General features: G+C 47.3%; 14 protein-coding genes and 2 pseudogenes. 13 read left to right on the forward strand and 3 right to left on the reverse strand.

All coding sequences use genetic code 11. The features are described from left to right. The first annotated feature begins 115 nt into the window (after nt 1-115). The 7 genes and pseudogenes from B4113_RS14625 (at nt 116) to B4113_RS14645 (ending at nt 4,505) form a co-directional block, all read left to right on the forward strand. On the forward strand, nt 116-709 hold the full coding sequence (locus B4113_RS14625) for a hypothetical protein (protein ID WP_033020624.1): 594 nt from the start codon (nt 116-118) through the stop codon (nt 707-709). 114 nt (nt 710-823) lie between these two features. Then, a complete protein-coding gene (locus B4113_RS14630) occupies nt 824-1,507 on the forward strand; it encodes an ABC transporter permease (protein WP_061912609.1) in 684 nt (227 codons plus the stop codon). Next, nucleotides 1,507-2,430, forward strand: a complete 924-nt coding sequence (locus B4113_RS14635) for an ABC transporter ATP-binding protein (protein WP_061912610.1) — start codon at nt 1,507-1,509, stop codon at nt 2,428-2,430. Before B4113_RS14630 ends, B4113_RS14635 begins: the two co-directional genes overlap by 1 nt. A gap of 158 nt (nt 2,431-2,588) precedes the next feature. After that, nucleotides 2,589-2,720 (forward strand): annotated as a pseudogene (locus tag B4113_RS19660) (IS701 family transposase); the annotation flags it as partial. Between the two features lie 100 nt (nt 2,721-2,820). Then, the gene (locus tag B4113_RS14640) at nt 2,821-3,054 is read left to right on the forward strand and encodes a hypothetical protein (RefSeq protein ID WP_051962763.1); all 234 of its coding nucleotides are present in this window, start codon (nt 2,821-2,823) and stop codon (nt 3,052-3,054) included. 63 nt (nt 3,055-3,117) lie between these two features. Next, the gene (locus B4113_RS19665) at nt 3,118-3,468 is read left to right on the forward strand and encodes a hypothetical protein (protein WP_153017166.1); all 351 of its coding nucleotides are present in this window, start codon (nt 3,118-3,120) and stop codon (nt 3,466-3,468) included. A gap of 53 nt (nt 3,469-3,521) precedes the next feature. Further along, nucleotides 3,522-4,505 (forward strand): NADPH:quinone oxidoreductase family protein, encoded by a 984-nt coding sequence (locus B4113_RS14645; protein WP_061912611.1) that lies wholly within the window; start codon nt 3,522-3,524, stop codon nt 4,503-4,505. A gap of 315 nt (nt 4,506-4,820) precedes the next feature. Here B4113_RS14645 and B4113_RS14650 read toward each other — a convergent pair whose 3' ends face one another. Then, entirely contained in the window at nt 4,821-5,546 is a 726-nt protein-coding gene (locus B4113_RS14650; protein ID WP_061912612.1) for a FadR/GntR family transcriptional regulator, read from the reverse strand. A gap of 465 nt (nt 5,547-6,011) precedes the next feature. On the opposite strand from B4113_RS14650, the gene B4113_RS14655 reads away from it, so the two are divergent. Beyond that, nucleotides 6,012-7,685 carry an L-lactate permease gene (locus B4113_RS14655; RefSeq protein WP_061912613.1) on the forward strand — a complete coding sequence of 558 codons (1,674 nt, stop codon included), beginning with the start codon at nt 6,012-6,014 and terminating at the stop codon, nt 7,683-7,685. 250 nt (nt 7,686-7,935) lie between these two features. On the opposite strand, the gene mreBH is transcribed toward B4113_RS14655, so the two are convergent. Then, nucleotides 7,936-8,943: a rod-share determining protein MreBH gene (mreBH, locus tag B4113_RS14660; RefSeq protein WP_061912636.1), complete on the reverse strand. Its 1,008-nt coding sequence runs from the start codon at nt 8,941-8,943 to the stop codon at nt 7,936-7,938. Nucleotides 8,944-9,521: 578 nt separating this feature from the next. Beyond that, a complete protein-coding gene (locus B4113_RS14665) occupies nt 9,522-9,974 on the reverse strand; it encodes a C40 family peptidase (RefSeq protein WP_061912637.1) in 453 nt (150 codons plus the stop codon). Between the two features lie 347 nt (nt 9,975-10,321). On the opposite strand from B4113_RS14665, the gene B4113_RS14670 reads away from it, so the two are divergent. From B4113_RS14670 to B4113_RS20755, 5 genes and pseudogenes are all read left to right on the forward strand, one after another. Then, entirely contained in the window at nt 10,322-12,775 is a 2,454-nt protein-coding gene (locus B4113_RS14670; RefSeq protein ID WP_061912614.1) for a bifunctional diguanylate cyclase/phosphodiesterase, read from the forward strand. Nucleotide 12,776: 1 nt separating this feature from the next. Further along, the gene (locus tag B4113_RS14675) at nt 12,777-13,148 is read left to right on the forward strand and encodes a DnaJ family domain-containing protein (protein ID WP_061912615.1); all 372 of its coding nucleotides are present in this window, start codon (nt 12,777-12,779) and stop codon (nt 13,146-13,148) included. A 439-nt stretch (nt 13,149-13,587) separates the two neighbouring features. Next, on the forward strand, nt 13,588-14,253 hold the full coding sequence (locus B4113_RS14680) for a bifunctional precorrin-2 dehydrogenase/sirohydrochlorin ferrochelatase (protein ID WP_061912616.1): 666 nt from the start codon (nt 13,588-13,590) through the stop codon (nt 14,251-14,253). Then, entirely contained in the window at nt 14,228-14,329 is a 102-nt protein-coding gene (locus B4113_RS20750; protein ID WP_235598022.1) for a PhzF family phenazine biosynthesis protein, read from the forward strand. Before B4113_RS14680 ends, B4113_RS20750 begins: the two co-directional genes overlap by 26 nt. A gap of 93 nt (nt 14,330-14,422) precedes the next feature. Beyond that, nucleotides 14,423-14,632 (forward strand): annotated as a pseudogene (locus tag B4113_RS20755) (hypothetical protein); the annotation flags it as partial. Between the last annotated feature and the right edge of the window lie 285 nt (nt 14,633-14,917).

Here is a 14,917-nt window from a genome sequence, read left to right on the forward strand (position 1 = left end):
GTAGCATCAAAATTCGAATTTTTATTCAGGACGCGAAGTGTGAGATTCAAGGGAAAACCGTGAGTGTGGAGGATAGACTTTTGACAATACCATATTTTATTAGGCAGGGGTCTTTATGAACAAAAGAAAATCTGTTAAAAATCTTGTAGGTATCGTCTTCTTTATAGTAGTTTTTGTATTTGTATGTATGATATCTTTTGGGGATCTATATCTTACTCCTTTAGATGCTGCTAAGAAAAACAATTATATACACAAGAATGCTATATTACTAAAAGAAATAAGTGCTCGTGAAAACAAAATATATATTTTTCGAGATAACGATCAATCCTATAAAACTGTCATATCTAAGCCTTTTGGTCCATTATGGAAAAGTGAGATAGCCTTTAATTATCAATCGAATCTAAAAAATGATATTGAAACGGTGGGCTACGCCAAGATAAATGATCAAACCATTAATATACTTATGTTGGCTTTTAAAACAAATACAAATAAGATTAAATATGTTGAAGCTGGTCCGGATGGAGAAAGATTTTTGCGTCCAATGCATTTGGGGAATATCGAGATTTTTTACTGGGAAGGGAAGTTTAATGAAAGAGATATCAACCCAATAGCTCTTTCTTCCGACAAAAAGCCAAAATATTACTATGGCTTTTCTAAAGATGAACAATATGATGATTTAAGGACAATACAATGGCATGAATATCATTAGTTTATACGTGAACTGTAGATGATTATTTTCCGTTACTTATATTGATCGCTATTGTTGCAGTACTTTTCGTTTCTGTGCTTAGTTCGAAAAAGAGAACAAAGTAGGTGATGATTCATGCGAGCCATTATTGAAAAAGAATTTAAAAGCTTATTTAAAAGCTTTAAGTCGATTGCTGTGATTTTGTTTTTTCTGATTGTGAGTTTTGCCGCGTCTAAATTTTTCAGCAATAACTTAGAATTATTGCAACAAGATCAAGGCGAATCCGTGTATGTCTCCAGCATTCGTGCACTTGTGATGTTTTTTGGGTTTCTCTTTGTCTTATCGTTATCCCATGATGTGATAAATCGGGAAGTGGAAAATCAGACAATTCGTTTTTTAGTTACAAAGTCTTCAAGAAATGCCATTGTAATTGGAAAGTTTCTAGGGATTTTTTTGTTTTGGTTCGTCTGTGTGCTAAGTTCATTTACTGTCATTGCTTTGTTTGCGAGACAACTGTTTGTTTTTGATTTTCTGAAAATGATCTCTTTTCTTGCCTACGCTATCGGTGTGACGATATTGCTTTCATTGGTGGTAAAAAAACCATCCCATACTACATTCATTGCTATTTTATTAGGGATTGCTATACCGGTGTTAGGGATATGGTCTATCGCATCTAAGCAATTTGTTTTAAAAATTGTTAAATATGTGTTGCCTTATTACTACATTATGAAAGGAAGCTATTATACTTTTGTCCCTGCTTGTTTCGCGGCGCTTATGCTGCTAATCGCCTTAGCGGTATTTAAAAGGAGAGATTTGTAATGAAAATGATACAAGTTCATAACCTAAAAAAGAAATTTAAAGATCATTATGTCGTTAAAGGGGTTACTTTTGATGTAGAAAAGGGCGAAATTTTCGGCTTTTTAGGCAAAAACGGAGCAGGAAAAACAACGACCATTAACATGCTCACAGGAATTACGCTTCCTAGCGAAGGGAGTTTTGTGATTGGCGGGAAAACGAACAAAGAAATGAACGAGATTAAGAAGATGATCGGTGTTATGCCCGATGCGGCAAACTATTATTATGATTTCACAGCTTTAGAACATCTAACCTTTTTTGCGAAATTGAAAAACGTGAAACTCAAAAAGGTTGATGCGTTGACTATATTAGATAGTGTAGGATTGAAAGGGCATGAGAAGAAAAAGGTCGGCAGTTACTCATTTGGTATGAAAAAGAAGCTTGGGATTGCCCAAGCGATCATAGGAACACCGTCAGTTGTATTTCTCGATGAACCGACTTCTGGTCTGGACCCGGAATCGGCTGCCGAAATTCAGCAACTTATTCAGCAACTTGCTTCTAATGATATGACGATTTTTCTAACATCACATAATCTTTCTGAAGTAGAAAAAATATGCGATACGATTGCGATTATGGAAGACGGGGTCATTTCGAAAATTGGGACGATGGAACAGTTAAGAGGGATGTATAAACGAGCGATTCAGTTATTGATAAAAATAAAGAAAGATGAGCAGCATTCTATTGTGCACTTGTTAAAACGCGATGTCGGCGATTTTATTTCCAATGTGCAAACATCGGGTGACTATTTATGTTGTGAGCTTTGGCGGGAATCAGACATTCCAAAGCTGATTCATTATTTGTCGGGTCAAAATATTGATATATATGAAGCAAGAGTAGAAAAAGCGACGTTGGAGGATATTTTCTTTGATCGTGCTGCGGATCGCTAGCCATGGTCAATAAGTTAATGTCAACATCGATATAAGTTGACTGTAGATGAGCAAATTTGCTAACATAAATTGACAACCAAACAAAAAAGGAGGCATGAACCCGATTCCTTGGTTAGAATCAGTGTGCTACCAACTACCCACAAGCAGGTTCATATCTCATGAATCGATGAGCACATCATCAAGGAATCCACAAGTTTTTCATGATGCTGGGATTGGCGCTTGATTTCTCGAAGCCGGTCATCAAGCCTCTCGTTCATCTTGTCGACGCTTTAACTACCAAAAACAGCTCGATGTCTCCTAAGGGGTACGTGTTTGTTTTTTAGAGTGTGGAAATTATTGTAATAAAAATGCTCATTAGTTCAAAACTTTAATAGAGGGGAGAAATGCATATTGAATAATTTTATTGAAAAAGGTTTTATGTACGGTTTTGTCATAGGAATCACTTTAGCCTTGATATTTGTCCCCTATAAAACAGTAACCTATATGACAGGAGGGGTGACGGCAACAGAGTATAAAGAAATACCTGAATATATTATAAATGTACTTAGAGTGAGTTTTAGCAGCGGAGTGGTTGCCTCTATAATTGGTCTGGCTTTATATAAAAAACGAAGAACGAAAGATTAGCACGGTTGTTGAGTATTCCTGACATTTCGGCCCCTTCCGATGAAAATCGGGAGGATTTTTTGTTTGCACTGTCGAATGAATCCTTTACACCCAAGGGAACCCAAGTCAAGTAATTCTTCCATTAAGGGTACAGGTAAAGCGAAATTTTCTACAAATAACTTGCCAAAGGATCCTGAGGAATTAATCAATAAAGGATGGAAAGATGTTACACCAGAAGGAATGGCGACTAGTTCACGAGAGCTTATCGATTCTGAAATTGGAATGAAGGTTAGATTTGATCCCAGAAAACTATATATATGCTCATTGAAAAATGAACATTTGGCTTCTCCTGCAACGAGCTTCCTCTCCCGTGGCCTTAGGATCTTTGGAAGAAATGATACAGCGCTTAGGGTGTACAGGATAACGGAGAGGTGAACTCTTCATGTTGCATGTATATACAAATGTATGGTAAGGAGAGTGAATTAGTAATGAAAGCGGTTGTGATTGAGGAATTTGGTGGAGTAGAAGTATTAAAATTAAAAGACATAGAAGAACCGAAACCCAAACCAAATGAAGTTATTATTGCTGTTAGCAAAACAAGTTTAAATTTCGCTGATATCAAAAATAGGACAGGGAAAAAAGCTAAAGGAGAATTTCCGTTAATTCTCGGTCTAGATGCTGCAGGTATTGTTGTTGAAGTAGGGGAACAAGTGAAAAGTATATCTGTCGGTCAAAGAGTTATAGCTTTTCCATCAAATGGTTCTTATACGGAGTATGTTGTTGCTGATGAAAAACTTGTATTTCCTATTCCAGATAATATGGATATGTTGACAGCGGCAGCATGTCCGATTGTCAGTTTTTTATCCTATGCGTTGCTGAAATACTTGGCACGTATCCAAGAAGGAGAAAGCGTACTTATTCATTCTGCATCTGGGGGTGTTGGCACTACAGCTATTCAGTTGGCAAGAATATTCGGTGCTAAACAAATATTTGGGAGTGTTGGAAATATAGAAAAAGCATTTATTGCAATAGATGCAGGAGCAGATGAAGTATTTACGTATGAAAATTTTGTTAGGGAAGTAAAAGAACGAACAGATGGCCAAGGAGTAAATGTTATCTTAGATTCGGTTGGCGGTACTGTTTCTGAACAGAGTATGAACTGTTTAGCTAATTATGGGCGTCTTATTCATTTTGGTAATTCTAGTGGGAAGCCGGGAACATTTCTAACAAATCAGGTTCATGCAAGTTGTCGTTCTGTTCTCGGCTTCAGCTTGGGAACAACCAGAAAAGAGCGGCCAGAATACTTAAAACATATTGCAGATTCTGTTATTCGACTTATCTCGAAGGGGGATTTAAGAATAAAAATAGGTCATGTATTTGAGTTAAGCGAAATTTCTAATGCTCATGCACTAATGGAGAATCGTATGCACTCGGGAAAAATTATAATAAATGTAAATGATAGTATTAAATAAACTGTAGATGAGTATTTTTTTGTTACAGTAATTTCCATGCCCTAAGAGACAAACAGGGTGCCCCTATCCCCATCAAGTTAAGAATTTTGGTCTTTGTGTATCACTAAAAACGCGGTATCCTTTCTAACGGACAATCTACGTTAGAAAGGATTTTTTTCATGGAAACGTTCCATGGGCGGCGGTCTGTCCTCCACCCAAGCATGAAAATCTCGCGTCAGTCCTGCATTTTTACGGAAAGATCCATGGGCGGCGGTCTGTCCTCCACCCGGGGGTGAAAATGATCGCTTGCCGGCGGGATTTTCACAGTAAACGCACTCAGTCCGGTTGCTGAGTGCGAATGTAGCGACGCAGCACGTTTTCGACATTGGTCAAATGCTCCAGCATGCGCGCCCGGGCGGCGTCCGGATTTTGGTCGCGGATGGCTTCGAAAATGGCTTGGTGTTCGGCAAGCAACTTTTCGGTCGTCGTTTGTTTCGAAAACAGCCATATGCGGCGCGTCTCCCGCATCGTTTCGACGATCATGCCGGAAACGCTGTTCATAATACTCATCAACATCGGATTTTGCGACGCCGCCGCAATCGCCATATGGAAGGCCAGATCCGCTTTTTCACCAAGCTCATCGCTGCCAATCCCTTCTTTCATTTGGCGAAGCGCTTCGGTCATCGCATCGAGGTCGCGGTCTGTCCGCTTGGCGGCGGCGAGCGAGGCGGCGCCTGCCTCGAGCAGTTTGCGCACTTCAAGCAAATGCCAAATATCTTCTTTGTTCATTAAGACGGCAATCGATAAAGGAAACGTCATCACCGTTGGGTCAAACTCGCGTACATACGTTCCTTCCCCGTGTTTGAGCTCGATCAGTCCCATCGCTTTCAAGGCGGTGAGCGCCTCGCGAATGGCCGCCCGTCCGACTTGAAACTGCTCGGCCAGCTGCTGCACGGAATCGAGTTTATCACCAGGTTTTAGCTCTCCGTTTTTAATCATATCAAAAATGGCTTCCGCCACTTCTTCGTAAATTTTTTTTGTTTTAATCCGTTTAAATGCCAATGGATCCACCTCAAATACGATTAAAGTAGCTTTCCGATTGTGAGGAAGGAAAGCTCCTGCACTGTCTATTATGATACAGCATCATCGCTCGAGACAAGCGCTTTTTGTTGCCGGTAGACGAGGGCGTCAGCGGTTCGTGGAAAACCAGTCATTCCATCATCGCGCATGGCGAAGTGTGAAGGCGACGGGCTGGGTTGTCGTCAACATCGTCAAGAAACTTTGACCGTATCGACAAGCAGGATGGTCATCCCCGCTGCCTGTCAACATCGGCGTGAGGAAACATAACGATCGAAAGTTCGAAAAAATAGAAAAATACCTATTGTCTTTTGTTGAAAACGCTTTTATAATTTGAGACAGATAGCTCTATTATCCGGTCATCTGATGACTAGAAGAGTGAAAGGGAAAATAAGTGGGTGATTATTTGCAGACGCCGCAAGTCGGGCACAAAGGGGAGGAGAAAACCGCATGTGGAAGCAAGATTTTACGCCAATTGCTGATCAGCTTTGGTTATCGGCGATTGTCGCACTCATTCCGATTTTGTATTTCTTTTGGGCGTTGGCCGTCAAACGGATGAAAGGGCATGTTGCGGGGCTGACGACGTTGCTGCTTGCTGTTGTATTGGCTGTAATCGCTTACAGGATGCCGGCCGGAAAAGCGGTCATGTCGGTGACGCAAGGCGCGGTGTACGGATTGCTCCCGATCGGCTGGATCATCATTACGTCTGTCTTTTTATATAAGCTGACAGTGAAGACCGGCCATTTTGACATCATTCGCAACTCGGTCATTTCGCTCACCGAAGACCGGCGGCTACAGGCGCTGCTCATTGCCTTTTCGTTCGGGGCGTTTTTGGAAGGGGCAGCCGGGTTTGGCGCACCGGTGGCGATTTCGGCCGCATTGCTTGCTGGATTAGGGTTCAACCCGCTTTACGCTGCGGGCCTCTGTTTGATCGCCAATACGGCTCCGGTGGCGTTCGGGGCGGTCGGGATTCCGATCATCTCGATGGAAGGGCCGACCGGCGTGCCGGCGATGGAAATTTCAAAAATGGTCGGGCGGCAGCTGCCATTTTTATCGGTGTTCATCCCGTTCTATCTCGTCCTCATTATGGCGGGATGGAAAAAAATAGTTGAGGTGCTGCCAGCCATCATCGTCTCCGGTGTGTCGTTCGCGCTGACGCAATATTTATCGTCGAACTTTTTAGGACCGGAGCTGCCGGACATTTTGTCCTCGCTCGTGTCGATCGTCGCGTTGGCTGTCTTTTTGCACTATTGGAAGCCGAAAAGCATATTCCGCTTTGCGACCGAGTCGGAGGTGGCGGCTGCCGGGCAAGCGGTTCGTACAACGCACAGCAGCGGGGAAGTGTTCCGCGCGTGGTCGCCGTTTCTCGTGCTGACAGCTTTGATCTCGCTTTGGGGCATCCCGCAAGTGAAGGCGGCGCTCACCGGCCACTATGAAGGAACGAACGGGTTGCTGAAGGCCGTCAATGCGATTGGCTCGCATTTAACGTTTATGCCGCCGGTGCCGGGGTTGAACAACCAAATTTTGAACGCGAGCGGCCAACCGATTGCGGCGGTGTATAAGCTTGAGCTGCTTGGGGCGGCCGGCACGGCCATCTTGCTCGCTGCGGTCGTGAGCAAGTTCATTGTCGGCATTTCATGGAAAGAGTGGGCGCGGACGTTTGCGGAAACGTTGAATGAGCTGAAATACCCGCTTATCACCATCGCTTCGGTCGTCGGCTTTGCCTATATCGCCAACTCATCGGGTATGAGCACGACGCTCGGGATGGCGCTGGCGAAAACAGGGTCGTTCTTCCCGTTCTTCTCGCCGATTTTAGGCTGGCTTGGCGTGTTTATCACCGGCTCCGATACATCGTCGAATTTGTTGTTTGGCAACTTGCAAAAAGTGACGGCGACATCGATCGGCATGGATCCAGTGCTGGCGTTGGCGGCCAACTCCTCCGGCGGCGTCGTCGGGAAAATGATTTCGCCGCAGTCGATCGCCGTTGCCTGCGCGGCCGTCGGCTTAACGGGCAAAGAATCCGACTTGTTCCGCTTTACGGTCAAACATAGCGTATTTTTAATCATTTTGATCGGCATTCTTGTATACTTGCAATCGACGGTATTGTCGTGGATGATTCCATAGACGGGAACAAAGGGGGATGAGGCTTGGCCCGGAAGCGAGGCGCCAAGCCCGGCCCCTTTTCCGCTATCAACAAGTCCGATGTTCAACGAAAAGCCCCGCCATGGAAGCGGGGTTTTTCGTGATGGTGGCGAAGCTTTCCGTTGCGCTCATGGGCGGTGTGGCCAAACGGTGACACACGGTTTTCATGATGAAAGGCGAAGACCACCTGCATCAGGCGGCGGCTCGCTCGTTTTTGGGAGAAAGGAGCGCGCTACAGCGCCGCGCCGAGCTGTTTCGGCATCGCCCGCAGCGCTTTGCCGGTGCCGATGGCGACCGCCTCGGCCGGGTTGGGGGCCACATACACCGGCACATGCAGCATGGCGCCAAGCCATTGTTCCATGCCGCGAAGCAAGGCCCCGCCCCCAGTGAGAACGATGCCGCGGTCGATAATATCGCCGCTCAGTTCGGCCGGGCATTCCTCAAGGACGGCGCGAATGGCTTCGGCGATTTGCAGAAGCGATTCTTTCAAGGCATGCTGCACTTCGGCGGGATCAAGAGAAATGGCTTTAAGAAATCCGGTGACCACATCGCGGCCATGAATCGTCATTCCTTGTGTCAAAGACGTCCCGGGAGCGCTGCCGATTTCGATTTTCACTTGTTCAGCGGTTTGTTCACCGATTAACAAATTGTAGCGCTGGCGAACATATTGCATAATGTCTTCATCAAGCTGGTTGCCGCCGATGCGGAGCGAGCGGCAGGCAACGACGCCGCCAAACGAAATAATCGCGGCTTCCGTTTTTCCGGCTCCCAAGTGGACGATGACATTGGCGACAGGCTCACCGACCGGCAAATCCGCGCCAATGGCTGCGGCTACCGGCTCTTCAATCAGGTGAATATGTTTGGCTCCACAATGTTTGGCGATTTCGTAAAAAGAACGGCGCTCGACGGAGGTGGCGTGAAACGGGACACTCATGACGACGTTCGGTTTTTTGAAGGAGAGGCCAAGCTGTCTGCTAGACTGTTTAAACACTTCCTGCAACAACGTTTTGGCGCGCTCAAAATCGGCGATCACGCCATGTTGCAATGGATAGGTGACCTCGACGTGGGCCGGGGCTTTGCCGATCATCGTTTTTGCTCGTTGGCCGATAGCGATGAGCTTGTCCGCTTGGCGATGATAGGCGACCGCCGCTGGTTCGTCAAAAATGAGCCCTTTCGTTTGGCTAAACAGCCGGACATTCATCGTGCCTAAGTCAATGCCGAGCTCTGAAGAAACAAACAACCAAAACACCTCTCTTTTGCCAAGTTCGATGAACAGACAGCCCATCATCTATAACATTCGACACGAAACAGTTGTTTATGACGGTGAGGTGGGAGACACGAGGGGGGATCGGCGGCGTAGCTGATGAAGGAAAGAAAAATTTTTGTTTTTGTGTATAAAAAATGAAAAAAGGGGAAAGGAATAATAGCGTAACGTTTTCCAAGTATTCCCCCGATCCCCTATGAATAAATATGGGCTCTCCGATTGCGGAGAGCCGCTTTTTTTTGAAATCACTCTATGAGGCTGGTGATGTAATCGGGGATCTGGCTTTGCAATGGTATTGGTTCATCACTACAACATGTACTTGACAGACGGCACACTTCTCTGAACAAGTGTATGCAAAACATAATTCTTGGACATATAAGTAAGGGTATGTTATGAAAAAATCAAGTACAACTTTTGGTGAGGAGACATGTTATTTCCTAATTAGAAAAATCTTGTTGCATCGGTCCTGCTTTCCGCTCATTTACCGATTTACCGATTGACTAAGGGGGATCAGCCGGTTTTCACCTGCTTTCTATGCTGTTATAAGACAAACGTTACAGCCGCTTGGCTCCCATATACTTCGGCTTCCAATACGGACTATTCAAATTGTCGATTTTCACACCGCGCGATACAGCGTGGATGACTTGATTGTTGCCGATATAAATCGCTACATGGGAGACGCCTTTTCCCCCCTTTGATGTGTTGAAAAACACCAAATCGCCGGGTTGCAATTTCGACCTATGTACGTATGTACCTTTTTGATACATTGCTTTCGAAGAGCGCGGCAAGATAACGCCCACTTTTTTATGGGTGTAGTAGACAAATCCAGAACAATCGAATCCTTTGGGTGTTGTGCCGCCATAGCGGTAAGGGGTGCCCAACAGTTTTTTCGCTTCAGCGATGAGCCGCGTTTTATTGGCGGCAGCATCTATGTTGGAAGTGTTTACAAAGAAGGAGGAAAAAAGAAAGGTTATCGATACCGACAAAAACGTGAGCCATTTTTTCATCATTTCCTAACCCCCGACAAACTCCGTTTCGTTTCGACGTTTCTAGTATAGCAGAGGAAAGCTGTGTTGTTTTTTACAGTTGAATTAAATAATGTTACAATACAGTTACAGATATAGTACTTCGTCCTAATGATTCATCCTACCGACGTGCTTCTTTGTGCGCCATTGATCGTCCCCCCTTTCCTGTAGCAACGCCTCGCTTGTTTGACACTATTGTCCTATGCTCTGTGTATGAATGTCGCAAGCTGTCGAATGAATAGGAACGGGGGAGGGGGGCGAAAACAGGGAATGCCGCCGTATAATTGAAAAAAAGAGGAGAGTCGAAAAATAGGTGGCGGTGATGAATCATGTCGAATCATATAGAATATGCGTTCTATGTCTTCGGATGGTTGTTGATAACGGGTGTTGTCTATATATATGGGCATTGGATGGCGAAACGACATTGGAAACGGATGCCGTGGCGAGCTGCGCCGAAGTTGACGACAGGTTTTGCCATGGTTTCTCTTTTGTTTCTCGGGGCTGGAGAGGGCTATATTCATTATATGGAACAGCATGAGCATCGCGAATACGAGGAAAATGCGAAGCAAGTGGCGGCCATGGTCGCCGGCGATTTGGCCGCTATGGGGCATGAGCGCCTCGATGAGCACGCAGACCGTCTGCCTGTGTATGACGGGATCATCGCCGCGCTGGAGCGCTGGCAATCCCGCGGCCGCGTGCTGAGCATATACACGATGAAAAAGAATAAAAACGGCCAACTGTATTTTGTCGTCGCGCCGCCGACAGATTACAATCGAAACGGGCGCATTGACAGCGACAAGGAACAAGCGGTGTCGCCCGGAACGATTTATCGCTATGATGTTCCGGAAATCGACAAGGCATTTGGCGGCCACTTTGCGATGCAGCCGCGCCCAACGACCGATAAATGGGGAAGGAGCATCAGCGCGTTTATGCCGGTGCGCCGTGCGGATGGGACGGTCGACGCCGTCGTTGGCATCGATTATGATGCCGCGATATACGAACATCGGCTGCAAAAAGAGCGGCAAAAAGCGATGGGTATGATGATGGCCGTTTATTTTATCGCTGCTGCCATTTATTTGCTTGCTTTGCATCAACAAATGGAGCGGAAGGCGTTCGCCGCTTACAAAAAGAGGCTGGCGGCCAACGAGCATCGGTTGCGGCGCTTGGCGGAAATGACGATGGAAGGCATTATTGTTTACGCAAACGGGAGGATTATTGAAGTCAACGAAGCGGCCTGCCGTCTGCTCGGTTATGCAGAAAGCGAGCTCATTCATTTGCCGATCGATGAATTGATCGTTCACGGCTCTATCAAGTTCAGCCAGCCGCATGAGGAGCGCGAACGTCTGGAGATGGACCTGCGTCGGAAAGACGGGACGGTGTTTCCAGCGGAAATCGTGCGCCGCCGCTATGACTACGAAGGGGAAAATGTGACGGTGGCCGCTGTCCGTGATTTGACGGAGCAAAAACAGAAGGAACAGCGGATTCGATACATTGCCAATCATGATGAGCTGACAGGCCTGCCCAATAAAGAAGCGATGTACAAGACCGTCGAACGCTGCTTGGCGCAGGCGAAACGAAACGGCCAGGAAGCAGCAATTATTTTTTTTGAAGTGTCTGGCATTAAGACGATCAACGATTTTTACGGATATGCCGTCGGCGATGAAGTATTGCTGTACTTGGCGCAGGTGTGGAAAGAAAAGGCGGGGATGATCATCGGGCGCTGGAGCGGAAATGAATTCCTCGCTGTCGTTCCAGACAGCTCGCTGGAAAAGGCGGAGGAAATGGCGAAGCAACTCGTCGAGGTAGCCGATGAGCCGATTATAGTCAACGGAATCGAATTGTACATCACGGTGAACGCTGGCATTAGCATATACCCAAAAGATGGGGAAGAAGCGAAAACGTTGATCCGCAAAGCGGACATCGCCCGCTATGAAGTACGGAAAAAAGCAGTCAGTGATTTTGTGTTTTTTACCGAGCCGATGGCCAATCGGTTGCATGAAAACATGGCGATGGAACGCGACTTGCGGCGGGCGCTTGAGAGGGACGAGTTTGAATTGTACTACCAGCCGCAAATTCGGCTGCACGACCGAAGCGTGATCGGCATGGAGGCGCTCATTCGCTGGCGTCATCCGGAAAAAGGGATGATTCCGCCGTCACTGTTTATTCCTTTGGCAGAGCAGACCGGCATGATCATTCCGATCAATGAGTGGGTTATGCGTACGGCATGCCGGCAGACGAAGCAGCTGCTCAGCCAGTTTCCCCACTTGTCTGTCTCCGTCAACTTATCGCCGTACGAATTCGAAAGCCGCCGTTTTGTGGATAAATTGGCTCGCCTGCTCGATGAGATCGGATTGCCACCGCACCATTTAGATTTGGAAATTACGGAGCGAATGACGATGGATACTGAACGCGCGCTCGATATCCTGCCGAAGCTAAAAGCGCTCGGGGTAACGATCAGCATGGACGACTTCGGCACCGGCTACAGCTCGCTCAGCTACCTGACCGATTTGCCGATCGACCGGTTGAAAATTGACCGCTCGTTCGTCCAGCATATTCAAGGAAAAAAAGATGTCATCTTGCCCGCCATTATCCGCCTCGGGCATAATATAGGTGTAAAAGTGCTGGCTGAAGGGGTAGAAACAGAGACTGAAGCGGCTTACTTGCAAGGAAAACGGTGCGATGAGGCGCAAGGGTATTATTTTTCCCCGCCGCTTCCGTATGAGGAATTGGTTCGTTTTTTAACCGAGCAGCATGCGAGGCGGCAGACACAGGAGCTGACGTGAAATGGATGGATTTTGGCGCATTGCTGAGGAGAAAATTCGCGAGGCGATGGACAACGGCGAGTTTGATCATTTGCCTGGTTTTGGAAAGCCGCTCGAACTTGAGGATATTTCCCATATTCCCGAAGAGTTGCGGCTCGGGTATTTGTTGCTGAAAAATGCCGGGTATGTGACGGAAGAGACAAAATTGCGAAAAGAACTGATGACGCTTGAAGATTTGCTTCGCTGTTGCGAGGACGACGAGAAAAAACAAGAACTGACGAAAAAATGGACGGAAAAACAACTCCGCTTTGCGGAACTGATGAAAAAGCGGCAGCCGACGAACACCAAGGCGCTGCGCGATTACGGGCGGCGCATCGAGGAAAAATTCCGCTGAACGAGTTTTCTCAATAAACATGGGAGGTTCGATGTACATCGGTTGGTATTGGAAGGGTTGCACAAGGGTGATGTAATATTAGGGAAAACGCCGTGTCTCATGCACGGCTTCTTTTTTCCACGTTTGCCTATAAGGCTGGTGAGAAACGGTTGTTTCTTTTGAGCAATAGGGGATCGTTTGAAAGGTGTTCCTGATGCGACGAGGTTTTTCTATTGGAGAAACGGGCTTGATCAGCGGCTTGCTCCCTTCAATCACCGGTCTCCTATAAGGCTGGTGACAAACTGCTGATTCCCTTCATCAATGGGAGAATGAGTGAAAAGCAGGATCACTACAACAAGGTTTTTCTAATTGAAAAATGACATGGTAAAGCCGTAGCCACGATGAAATGAACAGCTTCCTATGAAAAAAAGAAAGTTGATCGCGAGAGGAGCAGTGGGCCATGGGATATCCGGTGATGCTTCAAGTGCGCGGCCGGCGGGCGGTCGTTGTTGGCGGAGGGAAGGTGGCGGCGCGGAAGATTCGCGGGCTGCTTGCGGCAGGGGCGGATGTGGTGATGATCGCTCCCAAAGCTGAACCGGAGCTGCAAGCGTTAGCGGCGGCGGGAATGATTGGCTGGCGCGTCAAGACGTTTGCGCCGCATGACTTGGACGGCGCGTTTCTTGTCATCGCAGCGACGAACGACCGCGAAGTAAACGAGGCGGTGGCACAGGCGGCAGCGTCGGGACAGCTGCTGAACATCGTTGATGCTCCGGAACAATGTGATTTTCATGTTCCTGCTGTCATCCGCCGCGGCCCGCTGACGATCGCCGTCTCCACTGAAGGGGCAAGCCCGGCGGTCGCTCGCCGCATTCGCCGCGAGCTTGAAGAGCGGTATGGGGAAGAGTACGGGGCGTATTTGGAGTTTTTGCAGCGAGCCCGCGCCATCGTGCTGCGCGAGGTGGCGGACGCTGAGGGGCGAAAGCGGCTGTTTCGGGCGCTCGCTGCGGATTCGTTTCGGCAAAACGGCCGCTGGGATGAGGAGTTGGCCGGCTTGTTGGCGAAGGAAAAAGAACGAAGCGGAGAAAGAGAGGACAGGAACGATGAAGATCCCAATGTACATTGTTGATGCGTTCACCGCTCGGCCGTTCGCCGGCAATCCGGCCGCGGCCTGTCTGCTGCCGCAGCCGGCTCGGGACGAATAGATGCAGTGTGTTGCCGCAGTGATGAACTGATCCGAGACCTTCTTTTTCATTCCACACGAAGATGGCTAGCGCCTGCGCTAGTTCACGCCCAAAGGGAAAGTCGATCCGTGCGGGCATACGACCTTAGCGGGCGCCCATGTGTTATGGGAGCGGGGTGAACGTTGCTGTGAAGAGACCATTTCTTTTTTGACAACTAGCGGCGGCGTTGTGCGGGTGACGGTAGCGGGGGAGCGGGGGCAACTCGAAGGCGAAGCGGTCACCGTGTTGAAAGGAGCGCTGGCTGCAGCGGTTAGTTTCTATTAATCCTAGAAGGCCGGTGATTTACTTGCTCAACCGCTTTTCCCAATCGTTTCTCAAGTAGAAAAAACTTGTTCCATCAGCCCTGATGTTTACACGTTCAATCATTGATCAAGGAAAACAGTGGTTTTTCACCAACCTTCTAGATACGGCTTGGCCATGTCATTTCTCAACTAGAAAAACCCTGATGCATCGGCCCTGCTTTTCGCGCGTTCTCTCATTGATAAAGGGATCGGCGTTTTTTCACCAGCCTTCTAAGAGACTGGCGATTTCGTGCAAAATACTACTGAT

This window comes from Geobacillus sp. B4113_201601, from assembly GCF_001587475.1.
Lineage (GTDB): Bacteria > Bacillota > Bacilli > Bacillales > Anoxybacillaceae > Geobacillus > Geobacillus icigianus.